The 23,430-nt window shown below is 39.6% G+C and carries 31 protein-coding genes and 1 tRNA gene; 28 read left to right on the top strand and 4 right to left on the bottom strand.

The genetic code is table 11. The features are described 5' to 3' along the window. The 28 genes from COV43_04515 (at window position 1) to COV43_04380 (ending at window position 21,342) form a co-directional block, all read left to right on the top strand. Window positions 1–216 carry a hypothetical protein gene (locus tag COV43_04515; protein ID PIR25615.1) on the top strand — a complete coding sequence of 72 codons (216 nt, stop codon included), beginning with the start codon at window positions 1–3 and terminating at the stop codon, window positions 214–216. Beyond that, window positions 209–1,714 (top strand): phage portal protein, encoded by a 1,506-nt coding sequence (locus tag COV43_04510; GenBank protein ID PIR25614.1) that lies wholly within the window; start codon window positions 209–211, stop codon window positions 1,712–1,714. Before COV43_04515 ends, COV43_04510 begins: the two co-directional genes overlap by 8 nt. An 83-nt stretch (window positions 1,715–1,797) precedes the next feature. After that, window positions 1,798–3,846 (top strand): peptidase U37, encoded by a 2,049-nt coding sequence (locus COV43_04505; protein PIR25613.1) that lies wholly within the window; start codon window positions 1,798–1,800, stop codon window positions 3,844–3,846. A gap of 23 nt (window positions 3,847–3,869) precedes the next feature. Continuing rightward, window positions 3,870–4,211: a hypothetical protein gene (locus tag COV43_04500; GenBank protein PIR25612.1), complete on the top strand. Its 342-nt coding sequence runs from the start codon at window positions 3,870–3,872 to the stop codon at window positions 4,209–4,211. 9 nt (window positions 4,212–4,220) lie between these two features. Then, window positions 4,221–4,550, top strand: coding sequence for a hypothetical protein (locus COV43_04495; protein ID PIR25611.1), 330 nt, complete (start codon window positions 4,221–4,223; stop codon window positions 4,548–4,550). After that, entirely contained in the window at window positions 4,550–5,110 is a 561-nt protein-coding gene (locus COV43_04490; protein PIR25610.1) for a hypothetical protein, read from the top strand. The genes COV43_04495 and COV43_04490 overlap by 1 nt, the downstream gene beginning before the upstream one ends. Before the next feature lie 12 nt (window positions 5,111–5,122). Continuing rightward, window positions 5,123–5,359, top strand: coding sequence for a DUF2635 domain-containing protein (locus COV43_04485; protein ID PIR25609.1), 237 nt, complete (start codon window positions 5,123–5,125; stop codon window positions 5,357–5,359). A 17-nt stretch (window positions 5,360–5,376) separates the two neighbouring features. Continuing rightward, the gene (locus COV43_04480) at window positions 5,377–6,849 is read left to right on the top strand and encodes a phage tail protein (GenBank protein PIR25608.1); all 1,473 of its coding nucleotides are present in this window, start codon (window positions 5,377–5,379) and stop codon (window positions 6,847–6,849) included. A gap of 12 nt (window positions 6,850–6,861) precedes the next feature. Continuing rightward, on the top strand, window positions 6,862–7,230 hold the full coding sequence (locus COV43_04475) for a phage tail protein (protein PIR25607.1): 369 nt from the start codon (window positions 6,862–6,864) through the stop codon (window positions 7,228–7,230). An 8-nt stretch (window positions 7,231–7,238) separates the two neighbouring features. Beyond that, window positions 7,239–7,514, top strand: coding sequence for a hypothetical protein (locus COV43_04470; protein PIR25606.1), 276 nt, complete (start codon window positions 7,239–7,241; stop codon window positions 7,512–7,514). Between the two features lie 114 nt (window positions 7,515–7,628). Further along, entirely contained in the window at window positions 7,629–9,200 is a 1,572-nt protein-coding gene (locus tag COV43_04465) for a hypothetical protein (protein PIR25605.1), read from the top strand. Window positions 9,201–9,207: 7 nt separating this feature from the next. Continuing rightward, the gene (locus COV43_04460; protein ID PIR25604.1) at window positions 9,208–10,446 is read left to right on the top strand and encodes a hypothetical protein; all 1,239 of its coding nucleotides are present in this window, start codon (window positions 9,208–9,210) and stop codon (window positions 10,444–10,446) included. Further along, on the top strand, window positions 10,439–11,545 hold the full coding sequence (locus COV43_04455) for a hypothetical protein (protein ID PIR25603.1): 1,107 nt from the start codon (window positions 10,439–10,441) through the stop codon (window positions 11,543–11,545). The genes COV43_04460 and COV43_04455 overlap by 8 nt, the downstream gene beginning before the upstream one ends. Next, window positions 11,530–12,240 carry a baseplate assembly protein gene (locus tag COV43_04450; GenBank protein PIR25602.1) on the top strand — a complete coding sequence of 237 codons (711 nt, stop codon included), beginning with the start codon at window positions 11,530–11,532 and terminating at the stop codon, window positions 12,238–12,240. The genes COV43_04455 and COV43_04450 overlap by 16 nt, the downstream gene beginning before the upstream one ends. 2 nt (window positions 12,241–12,242) lie before the next feature. Beyond that, window positions 12,243–12,716, top strand: coding sequence for a hypothetical protein (locus tag COV43_04445; GenBank protein ID PIR25601.1), 474 nt, complete (start codon window positions 12,243–12,245; stop codon window positions 12,714–12,716). Further along, entirely contained in the window at window positions 12,706–14,181 is a 1,476-nt protein-coding gene (locus COV43_04440) for a hypothetical protein (GenBank protein PIR25600.1), read from the top strand. The genes COV43_04445 and COV43_04440 overlap by 11 nt, the downstream gene beginning before the upstream one ends. Next, window positions 14,166–14,726 carry a hypothetical protein gene (locus tag COV43_04435; GenBank protein PIR25599.1) on the top strand — a complete coding sequence of 187 codons (561 nt, stop codon included), beginning with the start codon at window positions 14,166–14,168 and terminating at the stop codon, window positions 14,724–14,726. Before COV43_04440 ends, COV43_04435 begins: the two co-directional genes overlap by 16 nt. Before the next feature lie 2 nt (window positions 14,727–14,728). Then, on the top strand, window positions 14,729–15,496 hold the full coding sequence (locus COV43_04430; GenBank protein ID PIR25598.1) for a hypothetical protein: 768 nt from the start codon (window positions 14,729–14,731) through the stop codon (window positions 15,494–15,496). 86 nt (window positions 15,497–15,582) lie between these two features. Next, window positions 15,583–15,981, top strand: coding sequence for a hypothetical protein (locus COV43_04425; protein ID PIR25597.1), 399 nt, complete (start codon window positions 15,583–15,585; stop codon window positions 15,979–15,981). A 7-nt stretch (window positions 15,982–15,988) separates the two neighbouring features. After that, the gene (locus COV43_04420) at window positions 15,989–16,825 is read left to right on the top strand and encodes a hypothetical protein (GenBank protein PIR25596.1); all 837 of its coding nucleotides are present in this window, start codon (window positions 15,989–15,991) and stop codon (window positions 16,823–16,825) included. Beyond that, window positions 16,825–18,144 (top strand): hypothetical protein, encoded by a 1,320-nt coding sequence (locus tag COV43_04415; GenBank protein PIR25595.1) that lies wholly within the window; start codon window positions 16,825–16,827, stop codon window positions 18,142–18,144. Before COV43_04420 ends, COV43_04415 begins: the two co-directional genes overlap by 1 nt. A gap of 127 nt (window positions 18,145–18,271) precedes the next feature. After that, window positions 18,272–18,871, top strand: coding sequence for a hypothetical protein (locus COV43_04410; protein PIR25594.1), 600 nt, complete (start codon window positions 18,272–18,274; stop codon window positions 18,869–18,871). After that, a complete protein-coding gene (locus COV43_04405) occupies window positions 18,872–19,528 on the top strand; it encodes a hypothetical protein (GenBank protein ID PIR25593.1) in 657 nt (218 codons plus the stop codon). Window positions 19,529–19,537: 9 nt separating this feature from the next. Then, window positions 19,538–19,891, top strand: coding sequence for a hypothetical protein (locus tag COV43_04400; GenBank protein PIR25592.1), 354 nt, complete (start codon window positions 19,538–19,540; stop codon window positions 19,889–19,891). After that, window positions 19,891–20,343 (top strand): hypothetical protein, encoded by a 453-nt coding sequence (locus COV43_04395; GenBank protein ID PIR25591.1) that lies wholly within the window; start codon window positions 19,891–19,893, stop codon window positions 20,341–20,343. Before COV43_04400 ends, COV43_04395 begins: the two co-directional genes overlap by 1 nt. Then, on the top strand, window positions 20,343–20,531 hold the full coding sequence (locus COV43_04390; GenBank protein ID PIR25590.1) for a hypothetical protein: 189 nt from the start codon (window positions 20,343–20,345) through the stop codon (window positions 20,529–20,531). Before COV43_04395 ends, COV43_04390 begins: the two co-directional genes overlap by 1 nt. Further along, window positions 20,531–20,776 (top strand): hypothetical protein, encoded by a 246-nt coding sequence (locus tag COV43_04385; GenBank protein ID PIR25589.1) that lies wholly within the window; start codon window positions 20,531–20,533, stop codon window positions 20,774–20,776. The genes COV43_04390 and COV43_04385 overlap by 1 nt, the downstream gene beginning before the upstream one ends. A gap of 374 nt (window positions 20,777–21,150) precedes the next feature. Further along, window positions 21,151–21,342 carry a hypothetical protein gene (locus COV43_04380; protein PIR25588.1) on the top strand — a complete coding sequence of 64 codons (192 nt, stop codon included), beginning with the start codon at window positions 21,151–21,153 and terminating at the stop codon, window positions 21,340–21,342. 80 nt (window positions 21,343–21,422) lie between these two features. Here the strand turns inward: COV43_04380 and COV43_04375 are convergent, their stop codons facing one another. The 4 genes from COV43_04375 to COV43_04360 all read right to left on the bottom strand — a co-directional run bounded on the left by COV43_04375 (window position 21,423) and on the right by COV43_04360 (window position 23,355). Then, window positions 21,423–21,707 (bottom strand): hypothetical protein, encoded by a 285-nt coding sequence (locus COV43_04375; protein PIR25587.1) that lies wholly within the window; start codon window positions 21,705–21,707, stop codon window positions 21,423–21,425. A gap of 222 nt (window positions 21,708–21,929) precedes the next feature. Continuing rightward, a complete protein-coding gene (locus COV43_04370) occupies window positions 21,930–22,259 on the bottom strand; it encodes a hypothetical protein (protein PIR25586.1) in 330 nt (109 codons plus the stop codon). Beyond that, entirely contained in the window at window positions 22,256–23,272 is a 1,017-nt protein-coding gene (locus COV43_04365; protein ID PIR25585.1) for a hypothetical protein, read from the bottom strand. Before COV43_04365 ends, COV43_04370 begins: the two co-directional genes overlap by 4 nt. 1 nt (window position 23,273) lies before the next feature. After that, a tRNA-Leu gene (locus COV43_04360) sits at window positions 23,274–23,355 on the bottom strand. Window positions 23,356–23,430 lie beyond the last annotated feature (75 nt).

The following is a 23,430-nucleotide window of genomic DNA, read 5'->3' as shown; positions in this document are numbered from 1 at the left end:
ATGGCATTTAACGTTCAAGCACTTGATGCCCTCGAAAGAGCGATTGAACAAGGTGTAAGTAAGGTTCAATATGAGGATAAAACAGTTACCTACAGATCGCTTGAAGAAATGATGCGACTTCGTTCTGTCATGAGACAAGAACTTGGGCTTGCATCACCTCATCTCTCGGTGCTTTCAAGTCATAGCAAAGGTTTTGACCAACCACCTGATGAATAAAAAGGTATTGAGAATTATGGCGAAAGAAAAACAACACCTAAACTTCTTGGATAAAATTATTGGTTTTTTCTCACCTCAAGCAAGATTGAAAAGACAAGGGTATCGGTTAGCTCTGCAAGACCTTGAGAAGCGAAGATATGAAGGCGCCTCAACTGGTAGACGTGTCGAGGGTTGGATAACGTCAGATACTTCAGTAAATCAAGAGGCAAAGCTTTCTCTAAGCCGACTTCGTCAACGTTCACGAGACCTTGTTCGTAATAATCCTTATGCGCGAGCTGGAATCAATGCCATTGCAGGGGAAACTATTGGCAAAGGAATTATCGGGCAAATAAAAGCAGACAAGAAAAATCTTCAAGCAGATGTTGAAAATATTTGGAAGCAATGGGCGCTAACAAAGGCATGTGATTTTGAGGGTCGTCATAATCTTTATGGACTTCAGAATGTAGTGATGAAAACAATTGCCGAAGGTGGAGAACTTATTATCAGAAAGAGGTTTGTTGATGATGACAGTCTTCCCGTTCCCTTTCAAATTCAAATTTTAGAAGGTGATTTTGTTGATTACACGAAAGAACAAGAAACAAAGCCACTGATTAAACAAGGTATTGAATTTGACCCTCTTGGACGAAGAACAGCGTATTGGATGTTTCAAGAACATCCAGGAGATGGGACGGGAAACACAACGCTTGTTCGTGTACCTGCGGACGAGGTGCTTCATATTTATAAGGTTGAGCGAAGTGGTCAAATCAGAGGGATTCCTTGGTTAGCACCTTGTATTGTTCGACTTCGTGATCTTGATGAATATGAGGATGCTCAACTGGTAAGGCAAAAAATTGCAGCGTGTTTTACGGGCATTGTTCATGACATAACTGATCCTGTTGATCCGCCTACAAATGGAGTAAGTAACAAGATAGGTGAAAGAGTTCAGCCTGGTCAATGGGAGCATTTACCTCCAGGGAAAACAGTCACTTTTTCGAGCCCACCAACAGTTGAAAATTATAAAGAGTATTTATCCGTGAATCTCCATGCGATAGCCACAGGTCTAGGTGTTACCTACGAAGTTTTGACAGGGGATTACTCTGAAGTAAACTTCTCAAGTGCGCGTATGGGATGGCTTAAATTTCAACGTAATATTGATTCATGGCGCTGTAATATACTTATGCCTCAATTTTTGAATCCAATGTTTTCATGGTTTAAAGAAGTACTGATCCTGTCAACTGGAAAAAATCTTGATGGCGTAAGCATTTCTTGGACTCCACCCAAGAGAGAAATGGTTGACCCAACAAAAGAAATACCAGCCCTCGTTGATGCAGTCCGATCAGGTTTTATGAGCTATAGTGAAGTGGTTCGTATGTATGGATTTGATCCTACTGAACTACTTGATGAAATTAAAGGCGATGCCGAAATGATTGATGCGCGAAAGCTTATCTTTGATTCTGATCCAAGAAAAACAAAGCAAAATGGTGATCTTCAATTAACTTCAAGTGAAAGTTCTCCTTAAAGTTAAATCCTAACACCCATTAGTTTATTGTGTGATTTTTCTCTCTGCTCCATAATCAAGCCAAAATATTATTTGGCAAATTTATGAAAAAGAAAAATATCCAGTCTCTTAATTTAAGAGCCCAAGTGCAGCCTTCTTCTGTTGATGAAGAAAAAAGGACGATGGAAGTTGTGTTTACAACGAAGTCTCGTGTGCGACGGGAGCCTTTTTTTGACGAACCTTTCATGGAAGAACTTTCCATGAATCCATCTCATGTGAGGCTAGAACGTCTGAACAATGGTGCTCCGCTGTTAAATAGTCACAAAAGTTTTTCACTTGGGGATGTCATTGGAGTGGTTGAATCAGCAAGTGTTGATGGAAAAAAAGGAACAGCTACTGTTCGTTTCTCAGATAGAGAAGAAGTCCAACCTATTTTTAATGATGTCAAAAATGGAATAATTAGAAACGTCAGTGTTGGTTACAGAGTTTATAAATTTAAAGAACTTAAAGAGCTGGATGCTGAAGAAGGCATCAAAGTTTTAAGGGCAGTTGACTGGGAACCTTTTGAAATTTCGGCAGTTCCTATTCCTGCTGACAACGAGGCAAAATTTAGAAAACTAGAAAAAAATGAATGCCAGTTTCTTTTGGCAAACGAAGAGGAGAGAAACATGAACAAACTCAAGCCCAAGAAGCGTGAAGACACACTTGAGGAAGAAAAGACAAAAGAATCTCAGGAAGAAGAAAAAGAGGAAACTCAAGGAGAAGAAGTTGCTGAATCTAGTGAATCTAAAGACGATGCAAATTCAGAATCATCTGATGAAAGCAATGACGATGACAGCGATGAACGTTCCCTTACTGCAAAAGACGCAATCGATATATTCAATGCGGTAAGAAGTGCAAACTTACCTTATGAATTTGCTGAGAATCTGATAAACAAAAATACATCAATGAATGATGCAAGAAAGTTGATCGTGAAGGAGCTTTCTGCACAGCAACGAAAGGCCCATACCAATAACGTGAGAGCGGAGGTTTCTGACATGGATTATAAACATTATCGAAAAGTAGGGATTGAATCAGCCCTTTTGCATCGTGCCATGCCTGAGAAGCATGAGCTTAAAGATGAAGGTCGTGAATGGGTTCACATGAGTCTTGTTGAGATTGCCCGTAAATGTCTTGAACAAGATGGTGTAAGAACTGCCGGAATGTCACATAGCGAAATTGCTGAATGTGCGCTGGGCAGCTCACGAAAAGCTTATCGAGATGGTTTTCATACAACTGATGACTTTCCACTTATTCTTGAAAATATTGCAACTAAGACGCTTCGCAATGGTTATGAGTCTGCACCTCAGACTTTTGCCCCATTTACGCGTCGTATAGCACTTCAAGATTTCAAACAAGTGAGCCGTGTTCAGCTCGGAGATGCTCCACGTCTTGAAGAAGTGCTTGATGATGGAGAGGTAAAAAGAGGAACAATTGGTGAAGGTGCTGAAAAGTATGCTGCAAAAACCTACAGCAAAATCGTCAGCATTACTCGAAAAGTAATTGTGAATGATGACCTGGATGCATTTACGAGAATTCCTTTCTTGTTTGGTCGAGCGACTGGTGATCTTGAAAGTGATCTTGTATGGGCGGAGATTACCAATAATGCGAATATGGCTGACAACCAACCCCTTTTCAGCGTTGTTCATGCAAACTTAGCAGGTATTGGTGAAGTTGGTGCACCGAATGTTGGAACTCTTGGGATTGCGCGAGCTGCAATGAGAGTTCAAACGGGATTGAATGGCGCTCCTATCAATGTAGAAGGTCGATGGGTATTTGGCCCTGCTGCTTTAGAAACAGAGATTCAGCAATTAGTTTCTGGGGTTTTAGCTGCTCAAATGGGAGCCACCGACCAAACCGCTGTAAATCCTTTCTTTGGTCGACTCCAATTTGCTGCGGAACCACGTCTTGATGCTGTCTCATTAACAGCCTGGTATCTCACCGCAGATGTAAGTCAGCTTGACATTGTTGAGTTGGGTACACTCGATGGTCAGCGTGGGCCAAGAATTACGACTCGTACTGGATTTGATACCGACGGTGTTGAAATCAGAGCAACTTATGATGGTGCTGCAAAAGTCATTGACCACAGAGGTCTTTATCTAAACGCAGGTTAGTAAATTAAGTTTATAAAGGAGAAATGATTATGAAAAACTTTATTCAACCAGGCGATGCAATGGCATACACAAATCCAGGCCCTGGTGCTATTGCCAGTGGTGATCCTGTCCTCGTTGTAACTCGGCTTGGAGTTGCAAGCGTAAATATTGCAGCAGATGCTCAAGGAACACTGCGTCTAGGAGGAGTTTTTTCACTTCCAAAGACTACTGATAACGATATGGTACAGGGCGACAATCTTTATTGGGATGCTGGTGCAGGTGAATTGACTCTTGCAGATGGCGCTGGTACAAATGTTCTTGCTGGAATGTGTTTTGCTGCTGCTGGTGTTGGTGCAGCAACAGTTCAATGTCGTTTGAAAGGATAATAAAAATGTATGGCGAGCTTCAAGGAACTTTTTGGAAAGGTGCTCGATATTGCTATACCTACCATGGGTGAAGATGTGCGGTATACCTCTCAGGTTACAGGTATACCGATAGATATAAAAGCGGTCTTTGATTTAAAGTTTGAGCATGTTGATCCTGACACAGAAATGGTGATTAGCTCAAATGCTCCTCGAATTGGGGTAAAGTTGTCTGACTTACCAGCAAGTCCAAGAAAAGGAGATCAGGTTGAGATTCTTGCGAGTGGAGCAAAATATTTGGTTCACGATTCACAAGAAGATGGACAAGGGGGAGCAAGTTTATTCCTTCATGAGGTATTATAATGCATCAGCGCCAGTTGATTCGAGAAGCTATCGTTAACACTCTCCTCAATAATACTGATGCAGGAGTAAATGTTCTTTCAAATCAAGCAAGTGCTCATTGGGACGATGGTTTAAATCTTCCAGCAATCAATGTGACGATTAAATCAGAGCCAGTAGAAGAGTTTGATCGAGCACCTCTCTCATTCAAGCGAGACTTATTCGTAAATATTGAGATTGTTGCAGGTGCAAACGATGAAAAAACACTAACAGACTCGCTCGATACAATTGCTGACCAGGTTGAATCACTTTTATTCGTTGATGAAACATTAAATGATACGTGTGATAGAATACTTCTTGTGAATATCGATATGGATTTCCGGGAAGATGGAGCAAGGAAGTTAGGAAGCACAAAGATAACGTTGATCTGTCAATACGTAACCGATCTTCCGAAAGTACAGGATAATCAAATACAGCACGGAAATATCACAGATTTAGCGGGAGTAAATATAGACTATGACATAGGACATCACGATAGTGATCCTGATGGCAATATTGATGCGGAAGATGAAATTAACTTATAAAGGGGTTTTTACATGAAAAACAAATCAACAAAAGTAAAACTGAAACCTTTTAGTCCAAATTATAGGATACCTGATCCTAAGACAGGAAAGCATATTCCTGCTGATGGTATTGAAGTTGATATTACGGATAAATTTTGGGCACGTCGCCTGAAAGACGGTGATTGTGTCCTTGTTGAAGAAGATAAAAGTAAAAAACCTTCAAGCGTGCAAGTAAAAGAATCAAAAAAGAGCACAGAAAAATCTAAATAAGATAAGGGAGAAAAGCTATGACTATTAGCTTTAACGAGATACCAGCAAACCAACGAGTGCCATTTGTTTATGTTGAATTTGATAATACAAATGCACAGCAAGGGCCTTCTATTCAACCTTATAAAATTCTCGCTATAGGTCAAAAACTTGTTGCTGGAACTGATGCAGCTTTGACGTTTTCTCATATTACGAGTGCAGGACAAGCTAGAAAAAAATATGGGCCAGGTTCGCATCTTGCTCAAATGTGTGAGAAAATTTTAGATAATAACAAATCTACGGAACTTTTGGCTGTACCTCTTGCAGATGATGGAGCTGCTATTCAAGCTGTTTGGCAAATAGATATTGGCGGTGTTCCAACTGAAGCAGGTCTTTTGAATGTTTATATAGCAGGTCGTCGCTATCGTGTTTCAGTTGCTACAACCGATACCCCAACTGACGTTGCTGCTGCGCTTCAAGCTGCTATTGCTGCTGATGCCGACGCTGTTGTTACTGCTGTTGTAAACGGAGTTGACGATACGATAGTTGATCTCACCGCAAAAAATGGTGGTGAGCTTGGAAATGAAATTGATATTCGTTTAAATTATTTTGATGGTGAAAAACTTCCTGCTGGTCTTACTGCTGATATTGTTGACATGGCTGTTGGTGCAGGCAATCCTGATGTTAGTCTTGTTATCAACCTACTTGCAGAAACACAGTATAATATTATTGCTTTCCCATACACAGATGCAGCGAACTTAACGGCAATGGAAACTGAGTTGACTGATCGTTGGGGGCCATTACGTCAAAATGAAGGCATAGCGCTTAGTGCTAAACGAGATATTTTTGGTGGTCTTACAGCACTTGGGAATAGCAGAAACAGTCATCTTGTTTCTATTATGACCATAGAAGGACCAAACTCCCCTTGGGAATGGGTTGGTGCAATGGCTGGACGAATTGCACTTGCAGCACAGCGAGACCCTGCTCGACCCTTTCAGACTTTGCAATTATTAAAACTGCTTCCGCCAAAAGAAACAGAGCAGTTTACACGCCAGGAACGTAATCAACTCCTTGAAAATGGAATCAGTACTTATTTCGTTGATGATGGTGGAAATGTCCGTATTGAACGGATGATTACAACATTCAAAACGAATGTCTTTGGTGCACCAGATATTAGTTTCTTGAATGTGAATACAGTGCTCACGCTTTCATATCTTCGTTTTGATTTTAGGAATACTTTCTTGCTGAAATTTCCGAATCATAAACTTGCAAATGACGGTGTGAATTATGGCCCTGGACAGGCAATTGTAACACCTAAAATTGCAAAGGCTGAAGCTGTCGCAAAGTTTAGACAATGGGAAGAACTGGGTTTGGTAGAAAATATTGACCAATTTAAGCGTGATTTAATCGTTGAAAGAAATGTTGGTGATCCTGATCGGCTCGACATCCTCTTGCCACCTGATCTGATTAACCAATTACGTGTCACCGGAGTACAAATTCAATTTTTACTCTAAAGGAGATAAAATATGGCTCGTCGTCGAGGTGGTTTGATTGCCTTAGTTATAGGTGGAACAAAATTTAGAGCGAAAGGAAATTTTACCTATAATCTTGGTCATCCCAAAAAAGAAGCGGTAGTAGGTTCTGATAGCGTTCATGGTTATAAAGAAATGCCCCAGGTTCCTTTCATTGAAGGAGCTTTTACCGATGATGTTGATCTTGATGTAAAGAATGCTCTTCTTGCTTTAAGTGATGTAACGGTGACGCTTAGTCTTGCGAATAGCAAAATCATTCTCCTGCGTGAAGCTTGGTATGCTGGTGATGGGAATATTACGACTGAAGAAGGTGAAATCGAAGTACGTTTTGAAGGAACATCTGCTGAAGAAATTACAGCTTAGAGGTAATTATGAGTTCAAAAGAGGCAACAATAGAATTAGATTACCCGATAGAGTTTGGCTCAGAGGTTTATAAAAAGCTAACTATACGAAGGCCAAAAGCAAAAGATATGCGTCGCTTCAATCCTGATAATATGAATACAGGAGATTTTATCGACTTAATGAAGGATTTAGTAGAAGTGCCTGACAAAGTGGTTGATGAATTAGACTTAGTTGATTTGCAAAAGATGTCGGAGGTCATCGGAAATTTTTTAGCGCGTGGCCAAAAGACTGGAAACAGTGGCTAGGTCTTCTCGCGTACACATTTCATTTTTCGCTTTCTGACCTTGATAACATTACGGCAGATGACCTGCTTTTTTGGATTGATCGGTGCGAAGAAATACACGAGGAGATGAAAAAACGTGGCTGATTTTCCTTTCAATATAAAATTATCTGCAATTGACAAAATTTCAAGTCCACTTCAGTCAATTGGAAGAAATATTAAGGCTTTAAATGACCCTATAAAGCGCGTTCAGGGAAGCTTTAAGGTCTTTGCTCTCAAAGCAAAGAGTCAGCTCAACAGGCTCAATTCTGCAACGAATCAATTTAAACAAGGTCTAGGCAACATTAGAAGCGCTTTATTGCCAGTTGGTGTTGCTCTTGGGGCTGCCGGTGCTGGTATTTTAGCAATCACAAAAAGTACTGCAAACTTTGCTGATGATCTTGCCAAAACTTCAGCAAGGGTTGGCTTGACTGTAGAAGAACTCCAAAAATATGCATTTTCTGCAAAACTTGCCGGAGCCAATCAGGAAGATTTCAATAAAGGAGTCGTCCGCTTTGCTCGTGTTATCAGCGATGCAAACAGTGGTCTTGTTACTGCCAAGAGAGGTTTTGAAAGAATAGGAATTGATCCAAGTAAGATCAAAAATATGAATGAGGGGGTTTTAGCTGTAGCCGATGCTTTTTCACAAATGCCAGATGGGATTGCAAAAACAACTGCTGCTCAAGAACTTTTTGGAAGAGCAGGAACGAAACTTATCAATCTTCTCAATCAAGGGTCAGATGCTTTAAAGGCCCAGGGTGTTGAACTTGAAGAGCTTGGATTTTTACTCGATAAAGAAGCAACGACAAAAGCTGAAGATTTTAACGATACGATTTTTAGACTGACAACAGTTTTTAGTGGTTTTAAAATTTTGCTTGGAACAGAACTCATTCCTATTGTTACTGATATTGTAAAGAGAATGATAGAATGGACGAAACAAAATAAAGCTCTTATCAGAGAAAAGGTAGTTGAGTTTGTAGAAAAACTAAAAGAAGTCATATTGAAACTCAGAGATATTGTTCCCATCTTATCACAAGCTTTCAAGTTTTTAAAAATAGCAGGAGTTGCTCTTAGTGTTCTCATTGCTGGTAAACTTATTGTTGGAATTGTTCAGCTTGGAAGCGCTCTTGTAACAATTATTTCTGTTATGAAGTCTCTTTTTTTTCTCTTAAAGACAAATGGAATATGGCTTGTAATAGCTTCTGTTGCTGCATTAGCTGCCATTGCTTTCTTGGTGATTAAAAATTGGGAGAAGGTCAAGCAGACATTCATAAAACTTTGGGATTCTCCAATAGGAAAGTTGATTCAATTCATAACTCCCATTGGTTGGCTTATCAGCGCTGCTGGTCTCGTAGTTAAAAATTGGGAACAAGTGAAAAGTTTTTTCACTGATCTTTGGGATGGCCCTATCGGTTCATTTCTTCGGACAATAGGCTCTGGAATTGCAAGTGGTTTTAATTTTCTTACTGGGAATGCTTTTGCTGGGAATAATCAGCAACCAAGCACACCTCAAGCGAGTGCAATCGGTAGTAATATTATCAACAGAACAACAACTAACAATGCGAGAGTGGGGGTTGATTTTACGAATATTCCACCAGGAACACGGATCAATCCTATTCAGAACGATGGAATTTTAGATTTGAGCGTGGGCTTGGCTGCGCTTCCGCAATAGGTAAACTATGGTTTGGACAGATCAATTACGACCAGCTTCATTTCGAGGAATTCAATTTTTAATTGATAGCCATGATTTCTCTGGTGGTAGGCGGACAACTACGCATCAGTTTCCCGAACGTGACGAGCCCTACACAGAAGACATGGGTCGTGAGGCGCGTGAGTATTCAATTCAATGTCACATCCTTGGAGATAATTACTTTCAAACACGTGATGCCCTGATAAGAGCATGTGAGAAGCGTGGTGAAGGTATTCTTGTTCATCCTTATCTTGGGAACCTCAATGTTGTTTGTACCGGTTTTTCTTTGAAAGAAGATACACGAGAAGGAAGGATTGCAACATTCAATATCAGTTTTGTAGAGGCGGGAAAATTTCAATTCCCCTCAACAATTCTCAATAACAGTCAAAACATTATTGATAAAGCCGAGGCTGTTTTAGACCTTTCAAAAAGGGTGTTCTCAGATTCCTATAATTTAGTTCTAGCCCCTGGTTATATGGTGTCTTCTGCATCAAGCACGATTGTGAGTTCACTTGATTTAATCAGGGGAAGCTTTAAGGCAATTCATTCGCCTTTGGATTTTGCATCTACAGTACAACAAAATCTCACAAACATTGAACGAAATGTTGACTCTCTTGTAACACAAAATGGCTCATTGTCAGACTCACTTTCTACAGAGATACAAAACGTAGCCGATACAACTGATAGGAAAAAAAGTGCTCTCGACTTTTATCTTTCGCTTGATTCATTCGGGGATGATTTTGCTGAAATTCCTACACTTACCCCAAATAGAGTTCGTGAAGCTCAAAATAGAGAGGCTTTGAGGAGTCTTATTCGTCAGACGGCTGTGGCTATGGCTGCAAAATCATTTATTCGTGAGGCTAAACAGGTTTCTGAGGGAAATGTAAATCTTCTGAGAGATGGTTTTAAATCACTGAATGAAGCTGAAGAAGCAAGGCAGAATATTGTGGCCATTCTTGAACGTGAAATGAATTCGGTTGTTGATGATGATTATTTTGTTGCTCTTAGTGACTTAAAGGCATTGCTGCGAGCAGTTATGCCAAATCCAGGAACAAGTCTTGCAAGTATCGCAGAATTTACAACCGACATCACTACACCTTCGTTGATTCTTGTCTATGATATTTATGAATCTCGTGACTTAGAGCAAGACATTATTGATCGAAACAAAGTGAGGAATCCTGCCTTTATCCCTGGAAGGTCATCATTGGAGGTGTTGGCTCATGGTTAACATCCCAGCAATTATACAAGACGGACGTGAGATTGAAAATTCAGTTTCACTTGTCATTGACAACAGAGTGTACCACGCATGGGAAAATGTCAGTGTAGCAAAAAGTATGACTCAAATCTCTGGAAGTTTTTCAGTTAATATTTCTGATCGTTGGAGGCAAGAAAATGCCCAGTGGCCCTTAAAGCCAGGTAAGAATGTTGGGGTTTATGTTGGAAAGCAACAGATCATCAATGGGTATATTGACAGCCTCAATGCAAATTTTGATGCAAGCACCAGAACTATTACACTTACGGGAAGAGATAAGACAGGTGACTTAGTTGATTGCTCTGTGATTGATCCCCCAGGTGAATTTCGAGGATTAAACCTACAAGAGTTAGCAAAACGATTTCTTTCTCCTTTTGGTATTCAATTGAAAGTGGAAACAGATATTGGCGCTGCTTTTGACCCATTTACTATTAAGCAAGGAGAGTCAGTTTTTGAAGCGTTATCACGGGCTGCAAAAATACGGGGCGTATTGCTTATTTCAGATGAAAATGGAGACCTTGTTCTTACGAGAAGAGGTTCAAGAAAAAGTAATACAGCTCTTGTTCAGGGTGTGAATATTTTAAAAGGTTCGGTGAACTATGATAATTCAAAAAGGTTTAGTAATTATTTTATAAAAGGTCAGACAGCGGGGACGGATGAATTTCATGGAAAAAATGCAGCCAGTTCTCGTGGTACTGCACAAGATACAGGAATTGTTCGTTATCGACCATTGCTTGTCATTGGTGAGACATCTCTCAATACAACAGAGTCACAAAAACGTGCAGAATGGGAGGCAAGTGTTAGAGCTGCTGAAGGTGTTACGCTGGATATTGAAGTAGCTGGTTGGCAAAAAAGAGATGGAACACTTTGGAAGGTGAATGAACTGGTTGATGTTGATTGTAAAATGTTGGGTATCACCAGCGAAATGCTGATGAACAATATTACGTTCACAAAATCAAACAGTGGAGGAACAGTAAGCCAAATGAGCTTGGGACGACAAGATGCGTTTGAACCTGAGTCAGTTATTGAAAAAGAGAATGATCCTATCGAAAAGTTAGGATGGAAGGATTCGTAATGGCAGACCTCTTGGATTTTTTTAGAAGAGCTGTTCAGCCACTGAGAAATCGCATTGCGATGATGGTTAGCAGAGCTGTAGTAAGCGCTGTGAATGATACAACAAAAATGCAGCTCATGAAGATGGAGTTGTTTGCTGATGAAATAAAAGACAAAGTTGAAAGGTTTCAAAATTACGGATTTACGAGTGTTCCATTTGTTGGTGCTGAAGGAGTGGTTGTTTTCCCCTCTGGGAATAGAGAGCACGGTTTAATTGTTGCTGTTGATGACAGACGCTATCGCCTCAAAAGCTTACAACCAGGTGAAGTGGCGCTTTATTCAGATGAGGGAGATTTTATAAAGTTAAAACGAGGAAAGACGATTGAAGTCAATACTGCGACTTTCCGGATCAATGCATCGCAAAAGGTTGAAATAAATACGAATGACTATGAAATAAATGCTCAACAAATTACAGCGGTGGCACCTCTTGGGACGACATATACAACGCCATCGTTTGGAATAAGTGGTGGTTTGAGTTCAGGGTTTGGAGGAGGCGGAGGTATCAATGCCTTCTTCTTTGGAGGAATAGTAGCTGTGCAAGATATTGAAAGTCAAAATGTTGGTACGGGATTACAGGAAATTAAAAACACCTTCAATGCTCACAATCATCCTGGTGATAGTGGTGGACAAACAGGTGTTCCAAACCAGAATTTATAATTATGAGTGATATAGGACTATCGTTATATATAAACAATCAGGTTGTCATTGACCTTGACGTTCTGAGTTCTGGCTTGAAATTGGAAGATGGTTTGAGAACGGCCGTACTCATTTCACTTTTTACCGATCAACGAGCTGAGGAGAATGAGCTTCCTTTTGGTCATGATGATAAACGTGGCTGGTGGGGAGATATGATCTCACAAGTTGAAGGCGATGAAATTGGCTCAAAACTCTGGATTCTTGAACGAAATAAGCAAACGCAACCAACTCTTAATGACTTTGAACAATTTGCAAGAAAAAGCCTTGAGTGGATGATTGAGGATGGTGTTGCATCTAATGTGGAAGTTGTTGCTCGCTATCCTGAACGAGAAATCATTTGTCTGAATATTAACATCACTCGGCCTTCTGGTGATGCTGAACGATATGAAGTGCTTTGGAATTTTGAGAAAGATGGGGTGATAATCAATGCCGTTTAACAGACCATTGTTACCGTCAATTGTGACACGAGTTCAAAATGATATTCGTGAAGGACTTGGGATAGCATCAATTTTACGACGTAGCGTGGAAGATGCTATTGCTAAAGCAATAGCAGGTGTTTCTCATATGCTTCATGGTCATCTTGATTGGCTTTCACGACAACTCATACCAGATACAGCCGAAGATGAGTTTTTGGAACGTTGGGCAAGTGTGTGGGGACTTTCAAAAAAAGCTGCAACCTTTGCCCGTGTTGAGGTGAAATTCACAGGAGATGTAGGGAGTATCATTCCACAAAATACAATCATAAGACGTTCTGATAATGTTGATTATCAAACAGATGCGGAAGGAGAAATCCCTGCTGGCGTTGTTGGCGCACAAGAAATCACCGACTTTACAACATTAGCTGACGTTGGTGGCTCTTTAGATGGAACCTACTTTATTCTTTATGATGCTGATGGTTCTGCGGGTGTTTGGATTGATATTGATAACTCAGGAACGCCCGCACCAGTTCAGGCACTACAACAAGATAGAAATGTTGAAATTACCACAATCAATGCAAATGATGATGATGCGACAGTTGCAGCAAAAATTGCGGCCGTCCTGGATGTAGATGATGCTTGGTCTGCGAATGCTATAGCCAATGTTCTTACGATTACCGATGCACAAAATGGAGTACGAGAAGATGCAAATCCAGGTGATACCTTTTTCATTATCAATGTCACTCAACAAGGTGTTGATGAAGTCATCGAAGGAGAAATTATCGTAGAGGCTACAGCCGTAGTTGCAGCGGAAAATGGAAATGTTGTTGATGGCAGTATCTTACAGCTTGTTGCTCCTATCGTTGGAGTTGATGCAAACGTGACAGTTAATGACACCATTCAAGAGGCAGAAGATCAAGAAACAATAGAACAGTTGAGAGAGCGTTTGCTCCAGAGAATTCAACAGCCCCCCGCTGGTGGAGCCGTTCGAGATTATGTTGCATGGGGTTTAAGTATTGCGGGTATTACGCGAGTTTGGGTTGGTCCAGGTTGGTTTGGTTTGGGAACGGTTGCAGTATTCGTGGTTGAAGATGGTGAAACAAATATTATTCCTGACGCTGCAAAGGTTCAAGAAGTTCAAGATTACATTGATACCGTTCGACCAATTACTGCTGATGTGATCGTTTTTCCTCCCACACCTGCACCACTGGATTTTATGATAGCACTTCAGCCAAACACGCAAGCTGTTCGAGATGCCGTTACACAAGAATTAAAGGACTTGATAGCGCGAGATGCACAGGTTGTTGGAACATTCAAAACTCCAAATTTGATTCATGATGGAACAATTTTACTCAGTAGAATCAATGAGGCGATTAGTTTAGCTGTTGGTGAAGAGGATCACAACTTGCTCGCACCTGTAGTAAATTTTCAACCAAATGCAGGTGAAATAGCAGTTTTAGGGACGATTACATGGCAGAATCTGTAGGATTACAAAAATTTAAGGCGCTAATGCGAAAACTGCTTCCACGCGGAAAAGCTTGGAATAAGGAAGATGGAAGCGCGATTTCGCTTCTCACTGATTCAATGGCAGTTGAGTTTTGCAGAGTTGAAGATCGTTATATTCAACTCCTAGTAGAAGCTGATCCAAATCGTACGCTTGAGCTTATTAGTGATTGGGAGAGATATTTAGGTTTACCTGATGCTTGTGTAGATGATCCTGAAAGTCAGACATTAGACCAGAGAAGAGATCAGATTAAACAGAAGCTAGCAAACAATAATAGGCAAAGCAGACAGTTTTTTGAGGATTTACTGGAAGGTTTTGGATTTGATGAGGCTGAATTTGAAATTATTGAATGTCGTGTTTCTCGGTGTGGTGAAGCAAGGTGTGGTGATGCTCGCTCAACCGGACTTGAGTGTATGTTTGTGATTGAAATCAATCTACCAGTGCAACCAGACGATTTATATATGCTCTGTAAAATTCAAGAACTGAAACCGGCTCATACTTTTGTTGTGTTTAATTTTGGGGGTTAAAAATGAAACGTGTAGATGCTGATGGTCATGTCGCCAATTTATTTGAAGACAAAGATGCTCAAGGTGGTTTGCCAGGAACGCTATTTGAAAAAACATGGCATAATAACGTACAAGAAGAAATTGTAAGTGTTATTGAAAATCAAGGTATTGCGCTCAATGGGAATATCTTCACCCAACTTGATGCTGCCATATCACTCAAAATCATCAATGAAAGTCTTTTCGATCACGGTCAACTCGGTGGTTTGGCCGATGATGACCATCCTCAATATATTTTGGCAAGTGGCGCACGTGCTTTTACCGGTCCAGCTTCAATGGGTAATAATCGTATCAATAATGTTCTAGACCCTGCTGTTGCTCAAGATGCAGCTACAAAAAACTATGTCGATTCCCTTCAAGTTGGTACATCAAGAATAAGATTCACAGCTGATGTTAATGGTGGAACGATCGTAGTGTTATCTTCCAATAATATTGCTGGCGTTCCTACTCTTGTGACTGATGATAATAACTCTGGTATGACGTTCAATATAGTTTTTAACAATGATTTCGCAGATGCGAATTATATTATTCAAGGAACAGCATTAGGGGTACGAGATGTAATAGCTAGTAGGTATAGACAACAAATTATTTCTTACTCTAATGTTCAAGCTGGAAGTATTGATGTGAATGTAACTATCCATGAAGATGATAATAATGGTAACGTGAACTGCGTAAATTCTGATGACAATATGGCATACGACATTTCAATTATCTGTACCGGACAGTTAGCATAGGACTACAACTTAAATCCTAACACCCATTAGTTTATTTTTAGCTTTTTCTTTTTGTGTCACACTTTCCTCAAAAAGGGGCTCCGACCATGAAGAAAAAGCTCATTACTTTTCTGATATTTACATTTTTATCCCTTCCTGCCTTTGCAGTTATTAACTACCCACTAGAAAATAGAACTGCGGCACCTATTTTCGAGTGGGCTTTGGATTTGAACAATGGCTCTATTACCATTGCTGCAGCTGGTGCACTTGATCGTCAGCAAATGCCAGATTTACAAGCAACATCATGTACCTTTCAATCGGGAATCAACAACCAAGGAAATATTTACATCGGCGGTTCAACGATCACGAATGCAATTGGGACCAATGAGGGGCTCCATATTGTGTCTACTGGCACGATCAGCAATGTCACGGTCAATGGAAATGCAAATAAAATTTGGATTGCCGGAGATAATATCGGGGACGTGATAAAATATCTTTGTAATTAGGCAAATTATGAAAAAATTTCTTTTATCAATATGCTTCATCTGTTTTTGGGTGTCTGTTTTTGCTGATTCGGGGCAAGTCAATAATGTAGGCCAGCCAGGTGCTCCTGGAGGTGGAATTGTTTTTGAAGAAGGGATCAATGTTGGAGACAATTTTATATCACGTCGGGCTGGCATCAGTACTCTGGGGAAAGGCACTGGCATTAGTGAGGCATTGATTATTCCTCTTCATGCCCTTTCATCATTTACAAATAATGTAGGCACGGTTGAAATTGGATCGATCGTTGATGATGTTTTGCTCTCGTGGACATACAATCGGAATGCGAACGATCCCTTTTCGCAGCAAATCGACCAAGGTGTTGGTGTCCTTGCCAATAATCTTCGTCAAATTCAGCTCAATAACCTTGGTATTATCGTGAATACAACCTGGACCATTGACGCCGTTGGGGATGATGAGTCTTATGGCGCTCCAGCAGGAAACCCATCACAAAGAATAACATCAGTTCTATTTCTTCCAGGCGTGTATCATGGCGTTTCTCAAGCGAATGATATTGATACCGGTGTGGAAGTTATGGCCAACTTTGGCCCTTCAATTGAACTCGATGCAAATCGTCAGCATGTTTATAATTTTGATGCCAGTGTGGGGGGAGGAAATAATTATTTATACATCGCGTATCCACAAGCTTATGGCAACCCAGTGAACACACAAATCGGAGGATTTGATTTCAACGGATATGAAACATTTGTTGATAATCTCATCAATGACCGGGGTTTTGCACAAAATTATATTATTCTCAAAACCCTCGATGTTCAAAACGACAATAATATTGATTGGGAGATTTTCTAATGGGGAATGATACCTTACAACAAGGCATTCAAGTAGCAGGGCCTGTTGTGCCCAATAATCCTGCCGACACCTACCCAACTCACGATTGCAGGCTTGGAAAAGGTGGATTCAGAATCATGGGCACGGTTCCTGATCGTGATGCTATTCCCATTTCTCGTCTGAGACACGGCATGAGAGTGAAATGCCTCGATGATGGTTTGGTTTATGAACTCAAAACAAGTTATGATTTTTTAGCTGCTCCCGTTGCGAATAATTGGACCATTGTCGAAACAGGGACATCACTTCAAGAAACATTTTACGTGGACCCAGCAACGGGTGACGACAATAATAATGGCACACAAGCAGCTCCATTTCAAACGATTTCAAAAGCATTTACGGAAGCTATTGTTTCGCTGGCTTTATTAAACGAGGTCAACATCAATCTCGCTGAAGGTGTTTATGGTCTTGTGCAAGGACTTGCAAACGTCACCACAAATGTCTCTGGCATTATCAATGTTACGGGGAACACAGCCATCCCAGCAAGCGTGATATGTACTGGTCCAGGCTTGGGTATTGGAAATTACTGGACGCTCAACGCTCCCAATCTTGAAATCAACGTCAATGGTTTTGTGATGCGGGAAGCAACTATTCTCATTCGTAATATTGCTTCTCGCCTTAAAGTTCATTTCATGGATTTTTCTGAATTCGCTGTTCCGATTCAAAATGAAAGTCCTTATGCTTCTACTTATTTTGTTCAAAATGCTTTTGGAAATTCTCAAATCAATGGACCGCTTGAACCAAATGCTGGCACGTATGTTTTTCGAAACCTCAATGGGGGATTGCTTGATATAGATCAGGATTTAGCAACGATCAACACAAACTATGGAATTCAAACTCAAGGAAGATTATTTACTCGAATTTCACGATTTCTTGATTTTCATCTTCTGCCATTTGCTGGCGCTTATGGCTTGAAAATTGAAACGGGAACCTATTGCAATCTTCAATCTAGATTTGATGTGGATGGCACTGCCGCTCAGGAGCTTTTAGCGAATGCAAATCTTGCAATCATCAATCATGGAATTATCGAAATGCCGTTCTCAGTGAATATGAATTTTAATAATTTATATGCTGGGATCTATTTGAAGAGTGGTTCTCAACTGAACGACTTAGGAAACACATGGATTTACACAAACATCACTGTGCCAGTTATTTATGAAAATGGCGCTCAATTTTATTCATTAAATTCTTTTGACACTACGAACATAGTTTTTATTGGATCTGAAAAATACGTAAACGGGTCGACTGAGTTTCTTGAAAACTTATTCCGTATGTTGAGGTAATTTTATGGGTTTTATATGGAAAACATTAGGGCAGGCTAGACCAGCTGATACAAACGTCGCCACGTTATACGTGCCATCGGTAGGTAGAAAAGGTTTAGTTACTCAACTTAATGTTGTTAATAAGACATTGAGTTCTGCTAAGGCTCGTATTTTTCTAGATGTTGATGGAGCTGTTCCAAATAAAACTTCAGCTTTATATTATGACGTTTCAATTCAAAGTGATTCCAGTTTAATTCTGCAAAATTTGTGCATCCCTTTAGACATCAACGGAACATTAATGGTTAGAAGTGATATTACAAGTGCTCTAGCCTTTCATGCCTTTGGTGTTGAATATTTACAGCAAGACATGGAAGACGGAAGAGAATTTTTGCAGATAGGACAAGTGCTGCCAACAGGTGGTCCTTTTATTCCTTTTGATATTACTGGAACTTTGAATGGATCAAACCCTCTCGATCCTAATTATAAATATTTCATTGAAAACTTTTTTATTTGTAACACTAGTCCTGAAAACGCTGAAGGATCTTATTATTATGACAGTGATGGAAATGTTTTAGATGATAATTCGATTATTGATACCTACGTCCCTGTTTTTAAAAATCAGACAATTAATTTAAATCGTCAAAATTTTCCCATTGATTCAAATGGAGCATTTGCAGTTTTTTCAGGTGTTGATGCCTCAATTAATTTTAGTATTTTTGGTTATCGTAAACCAAAAAGGAGTTTTTAAATGGGTAAATTTGTTTTTCCACCATTTGGAATAGGTGAATTACCAGCAAAATTGGATGGCACAAGCGCACCAACCAATACAGATGATATTACCAAAGGATTTAAAGTTTTGTCTCTATGGGCTGATATTATTGGTAAGAAAGTTTATATCTGCATTAAAAATTCTATGAACTCCGCAGATTGGCTAGATCTTACGGCTTCAGGAAGCGGAATTGCAGCGCTCGTTGAGGATGCAAACCCACAACTTGGTGGTAATCTTGATCTGAATGGCAATGCTATCATTGGTGGGATTCAAGTTGTAGGAAGCGTTTCGGTTGACATGCTGAGTGTTGCAACAACACTTCTTTACATGGTGCCAACTGGAAAAATACTTATTCCTTTACAAATTCTTGCTCGATGTACTGCCTCCGTCACTCCAGGCAATTTATCTCAAGGCTCGGTTGGCACGAATAACCCTAATTACGATAATCTTCTTACAAATTTTTTTACGATTCCAACCACTGTTGGCAATTTTGTAGACCAAGGTGCATTGGGGATGGGACAGGTTGTCGAGTCGTTTTCAGCAGGAACTCAAATTTTTGTGAATGTGACGACTGGCGATGGCGGTACTGATCTGGATGAAACGTTTTATTTGATCGGGTATCTCATCAATGCATAGAGGTTTATGATGGCTGAAGATATAACGGAATTTCACAGAGAGTTAGGCGCAATCAGTGCCACACTCAAATCTATCGAAAAAGAAATAACCTTTTCGAATGACAGAATAAGCAAAATTCATGATGCTTTTTGGAAAAAGTTAGAAAAGCTTCATAAAGTAGATGATGAAACAAATAAGCGCATTACAAAAATAAACGAAGAAACGCATAAAAAAATTGATGAGCATATTTCGGCCTATGATGCAGAAATGAAGCTTACAAAATTTAAGATCAAATTGCTTGCTATCTTGATGTTTGTTTTTGTTTTCTCTGCTGGAGCAGCTTCTTCAGACTTTCTTAAACGAGCATTGTTAGGACTCTTTTAATGAATTGGTTCAGTAAAAAAGTATACGAGCAGCTTGTCAAAACGAGGCACATCAACATTTCACCTCATTTTAAGCTTTATGAAATAGATTGTCGTGATGGCGCGCCTGTCCCTTTTTTCTGTCTTAAAAAGTACGCACTCAAGTTAATTCCTCATCTGGAAACGATTAGAGCTTTGTATAATGAGCCGATGATTGTCAATTCTTGGTATCGAACTGAACGCTACAATACTCTCGTAGGGGGTGTGAAAACAAGTTGGCATAAGAAAGCGGCAGCTTGTGATTTCTGGTTTGTCAATCACTCTTCAAACGAAGTGTATAACGATATTCTGAAGCTTATCAATGAGGGAAAGATACCGAATGGTGGCCTTGGTCTCTATGATGGTTTTGTCCATTACGATACCGAAGACACAGGAGAACGTTGGGATAAACGAAAAAACAAGGAGATAGCATAATGGGAGTTTTTAAATCAAAAAAGTTTTTGACAGCAATGGGCGGCGTAGTTGCGGCAGTTTTATTTTATTTTCTCGGAATTCCCGAACAAACAACAATGCAAGTAGTGGCCATAATTATTTCATACATTGTTGGGCAAGGAATTGCTGACAAGGGTAAGGAAGCTGAGAAAATAAAGAAAGCTGAGTGATGGAAACATCCATTATCATAGGGTCAAGTTTTTTGTTTGGTCTTTTTGTTGTCGTGGGTTGGATCGTGCACAAATTCAGAAAATTTGACCGAGAAGAAGCTGAAAATGATGCGCTCAGAGAAGCAAATAAAAAATACCAAAAGGATCAAATGGAATTTAAAAGGATGGACATTGATCTTTATGATGGTCTTCGGGATGACCAAAAGTGGCTGCGCAAAAAGATGCAAGTCAATAACAAGCATTGAACCTCGTAACCCATGTCCAGGTATAGAAAAATTGCTTTCTTATCGTAAAGACAGGGGACAAACAATTGAAGAGGATTGTTTGAAAGCATTTTCCGACAGAGCAAAAATTGAATTGTGTTCAGACGTCTATGAATTGGTGAAACGAGAAAGGTGCCTGATCGACTGGATCAAGAGATATTCTGAGACCATGGGAAATGAAAACTCAGATTGAACAATGCCCACGGAATAATTTTGAAACTCTTGCAGCAAAGATGATTGATGAGCTGGAACAGAAATAAAACAAAATCGAAAGGCTCAAGTGATACTCGAATCTATCATTGAAATTTTCTTCTCAGAACTTCAAAAGCAGCACTTGGAATTTACGAAAATGAGAGATGATTATGAGAAATAAAATATTGTTGGTTTTTCCATGGATTATAGCGGCTGCATTCTTTGGTTTTTCAGCCTTTACCTGGCATTCATATGTTCAGTTAAAAGATGAAACTGTTGTGCTCAAGGCAACGAATAAAGAGATGCTGAATTATACGAAAAGAATTATTCAAGGGCGTTGCCCTTCAGGTAGGTAAGGTGTATTTGTGAAGCAATATTTATTTTCGATCTTTATGTTTGCTGTTGGAATTCTTGTTGGGATGAATCTCAGTTTCACTCATGACAAGTCACTCGAAGAAATGGTAATGAAGGAATGCTTGTTTTGAAGCTTTCTCGCTACAACGGCATGCCTTGCTTGATAAACAAGGTAGGTGTGAGTTGTGATTTGAGGTATTTGAGAAAGGGAAAATAATCTAACTACCCTCTGTTTTTTTTCTTTATTTCGATTGAGAACTATTGATTGCATCTGAGTTCCCCAAGATACCCCATGTGCATTTTCAAAAAGTTTTACAAATGGAGTCACTTTGAAAAAACCATTGATAAGAACAAAAGCTTGCCACATGGTGGCTTGAAGTTCTTTGTCAGCAAGTTCAATATTTAATCCATAACTCTTAAGTTTTGATAATTTGATAAGGTGAGGGGTCTTGAATGAAGAAGGTGTTCAGTGTAATTTGAAAAATACTCGACAGTTTTTTCTATATCATCTTTTTTAGTGGATTCCCCACCGAACATATATTTCTCAAGCCAATCAGTTACAAGAATTTTAGAAAGTCTTTCCGAGTCTTCACAGAGTTCTAGTAATTCTATAGAGTATTTTTGTATAAGCATCATGGACACGTTGATTTGCATTCTGAAAATTGTGAATATTTTTTTCATTTCCAAGCCGAATAATTGTGAGAGTTTTTTCCATTTCGTGTTGTACAGATTGAAGTTGTAATTCAGATTGTTTTTTTAGTTCAGTTTTCTCACTTTGAAGTGATCTTTGGGTTTTTTCATCATGTTTTGCCAGTTGTTTTTGCATTAAAGCTTTAAATGCTTCTTTGAACACGAAATGCAAGATGACGCCAATAACGCTTGTCAGTCCAAAAAATTCAAATACCTGTTCTTTTATCATAACGAATCCACTGCCTCTTTAAGCTTATCATCTAACGCAGTTGCATACCTCGTTGTCATTTGAATTGTTGTATGTCCTAGCAGTTGCTGTACAGTTCGTAAATCTCTTGTGTTGTTCAACACGGTTGTCGCAAATTGATGTCTAAATGTGTAAGGCGTTATTTTAGCACCTTTAACACCTGCCAGTTCAACAGCTCTTATGAGTGCCCCTCTTAAATTAACTTGGTGTTTTGACTTATCGTGACGAGAAGGAAAGAGATAGTCTTTATCAGTACGACCAAGAGTAAGCTGCGTGACAATCTCCATAAGGTTTTGGTGTACTGGAACGCTGCGATAACGCTTTGTTTTGCTTTTTCGGACAAGAATTTGCTTGTGAGTAAAATCAATGTCACGCGCCTGCAAACGCAACACTTCTATTGGCCTAAGACCAGTGTAATAGAGAATTTTAAATTTGGCGATACTTTCAAAACGAAAACCATTCTCAGGAGTCATAACTGAAAAAATTTTCTCGATGATTTTAGGGTTAACATGTTTAGGAGGAAGGACAGGCAATGAAGGTCTTTTTAATTCAAGGGATATATTTCTTTTAAGATATTTTCTTTGAAGAGCATATTTATAGATTGCTCGTATAACTGCAATTCGCTTTAGTATCGTGTTTGCTTTATATCCCTTATTATTCCAAAGGGCTTCAAGATCTTCTACGACTATGCTTTCAAGTTTTCGTTCTCCTAAAGTCTTTATCATAAAATTCAACAAATCCTTTTCGTTGTGCATGGTATCTGCACCTTTATAATTTTTTGCCCATTGAAGATATTCTTCGGAGCATTCGGCGAAGGTGATCCTGCTATTAGATTGGATGTCAAGCTTGAGGTAGGTTTGATCGGATTCGTAACGAGCCTTAACAGCCTTTGCTTCAGCTTTGCTAATTCGCCCTAATTTAATCCACTTCTGTTTTCCGTCGATGCGATCAACGAGATACCAGGTATGTCCATATCGTTTTGTAAGAGAAGCCATGTGCCGCGGGAGAGACTCGAACTCTCAAGGATTGCTCCACTTGATCCTAAGTCAAGCGCGTATACCAATTCCGCCACCGCGGCGATTCCAATTTTTGGAATAATTTGTTAGCTATCTGTTAGATTTCACCTTTGGCTTATCTTAAAAAACAATACATT

The organism is Deltaproteobacteria bacterium CG11_big_fil_rev_8_21_14_0_20_42_23, assembly GCA_002796345.1.
In the GTDB taxonomy this organism is placed as follows: Bacteria; UBA10199; UBA10199; order 2-02-FULL-44-16; family 2-02-FULL-44-16; genus 1-14-0-20-42-23.
Note: the sequence above shows the minus strand (reverse complement) of the source record. Positions and strands in the feature narration are given on the sequence as shown.

Excerpts from the sequence above, each read along its gene's own strand:
- COV43_04515 (PIR25615.1), top strand. The coding sequence starts at position 1 with ATGGCATTTAACGTTCAAGCACTTGATGCCCTCGAAAGAGCGATTGAA.
- COV43_04510 (PIR25614.1), top strand. The coding sequence starts at position 209 with ATGAATAAAAAGGTATTGAGAATTATGGCGAAAGAAAAACAACACCTA.
- COV43_04505 (PIR25613.1), top strand. The coding sequence starts at position 1,798 with ATGAAAAAGAAAAATATCCAGTCTCTTAATTTAAGAGCCCAAGTGCAG.
- COV43_04500 (PIR25612.1), top strand. The coding sequence starts at position 3,870 with ATGATTATGAAAAACTTTATTCAACCAGGCGATGCAATGGCATACACA.
- COV43_04495 (PIR25611.1), top strand. The coding sequence starts at position 4,221 with ATGGCGAGCTTCAAGGAACTTTTTGGAAAGGTGCTCGATATTGCTATA.
- COV43_04490 (PIR25610.1), top strand. The coding sequence starts at position 4,550 with ATGCATCAGCGCCAGTTGATTCGAGAAGCTATCGTTAACACTCTCCTC.
- COV43_04485 (PIR25609.1), top strand. The coding sequence starts at position 5,123 with ATGAAAAACAAATCAACAAAAGTAAAACTGAAACCTTTTAGTCCAAAT.
- COV43_04480 (PIR25608.1), top strand. The coding sequence starts at position 5,377 with ATGACTATTAGCTTTAACGAGATACCAGCAAACCAACGAGTGCCATTT.
- COV43_04475 (PIR25607.1), top strand. The coding sequence starts at position 6,862 with ATGGCTCGTCGTCGAGGTGGTTTGATTGCCTTAGTTATAGGTGGAACA.
- COV43_04470 (PIR25606.1), top strand. The coding sequence starts at position 7,239 with ATGAGTTCAAAAGAGGCAACAATAGAATTAGATTACCCGATAGAGTTT.
- COV43_04460 (PIR25604.1), top strand. The coding sequence starts at position 9,208 with ATGGTTTGGACAGATCAATTACGACCAGCTTCATTTCGAGGAATTCAA.
- COV43_04455 (PIR25603.1), top strand. The coding sequence starts at position 10,439 with ATGGTTAACATCCCAGCAATTATACAAGACGGACGTGAGATTGAAAAT.
- COV43_04450 (PIR25602.1), top strand. The coding sequence starts at position 11,530 with ATGGAAGGATTCGTAATGGCAGACCTCTTGGATTTTTTTAGAAGAGCT.
- COV43_04445 (PIR25601.1), top strand. The coding sequence starts at position 12,243 with ATGAGTGATATAGGACTATCGTTATATATAAACAATCAGGTTGTCATT.
- COV43_04440 (PIR25600.1), top strand. The coding sequence starts at position 12,706 with ATGCCGTTTAACAGACCATTGTTACCGTCAATTGTGACACGAGTTCAA.
- COV43_04435 (PIR25599.1), top strand. The coding sequence starts at position 14,166 with ATGGCAGAATCTGTAGGATTACAAAAATTTAAGGCGCTAATGCGAAAA.
- COV43_04430 (PIR25598.1), top strand. The coding sequence starts at position 14,729 with ATGAAACGTGTAGATGCTGATGGTCATGTCGCCAATTTATTTGAAGAC.
- COV43_04425 (PIR25597.1), top strand. The coding sequence starts at position 15,583 with ATGAAGAAAAAGCTCATTACTTTTCTGATATTTACATTTTTATCCCTT.
- COV43_04420 (PIR25596.1), top strand. The coding sequence starts at position 15,989 with ATGAAAAAATTTCTTTTATCAATATGCTTCATCTGTTTTTGGGTGTCT.
- COV43_04415 (PIR25595.1), top strand. The coding sequence starts at position 16,825 with ATGGGGAATGATACCTTACAACAAGGCATTCAAGTAGCAGGGCCTGTT.
- COV43_04405 (PIR25593.1), top strand. The coding sequence starts at position 18,872 with ATGGGTAAATTTGTTTTTCCACCATTTGGAATAGGTGAATTACCAGCA.
- COV43_04400 (PIR25592.1), top strand. The coding sequence starts at position 19,538 with ATGGCTGAAGATATAACGGAATTTCACAGAGAGTTAGGCGCAATCAGT.
- COV43_04395 (PIR25591.1), top strand. The coding sequence starts at position 19,891 with ATGAATTGGTTCAGTAAAAAAGTATACGAGCAGCTTGTCAAAACGAGG.
- COV43_04390 (PIR25590.1), top strand. The coding sequence starts at position 20,343 with ATGGGAGTTTTTAAATCAAAAAAGTTTTTGACAGCAATGGGCGGCGTA.
- COV43_04385 (PIR25589.1), top strand. The coding sequence starts at position 20,531 with ATGGAAACATCCATTATCATAGGGTCAAGTTTTTTGTTTGGTCTTTTT.
- COV43_04380 (PIR25588.1), top strand. The coding sequence starts at position 21,151 with ATGATTATGAGAAATAAAATATTGTTGGTTTTTCCATGGATTATAGCG.
- COV43_04375 (PIR25587.1), bottom strand. The coding sequence starts at position 21,707 with ATGTGGCAAGCTTTTGTTCTTATCAATGGTTTTTTCAAAGTGACTCCA.
- COV43_04370 (PIR25586.1), bottom strand. The coding sequence starts at position 22,259 with ATGATAAAAGAACAGGTATTTGAATTTTTTGGACTGACAAGCGTTATT.
- COV43_04365 (PIR25585.1), bottom strand. The coding sequence starts at position 23,272 with ATGGCTTCTCTTACAAAACGATATGGACATACCTGGTATCTCGTTGAT.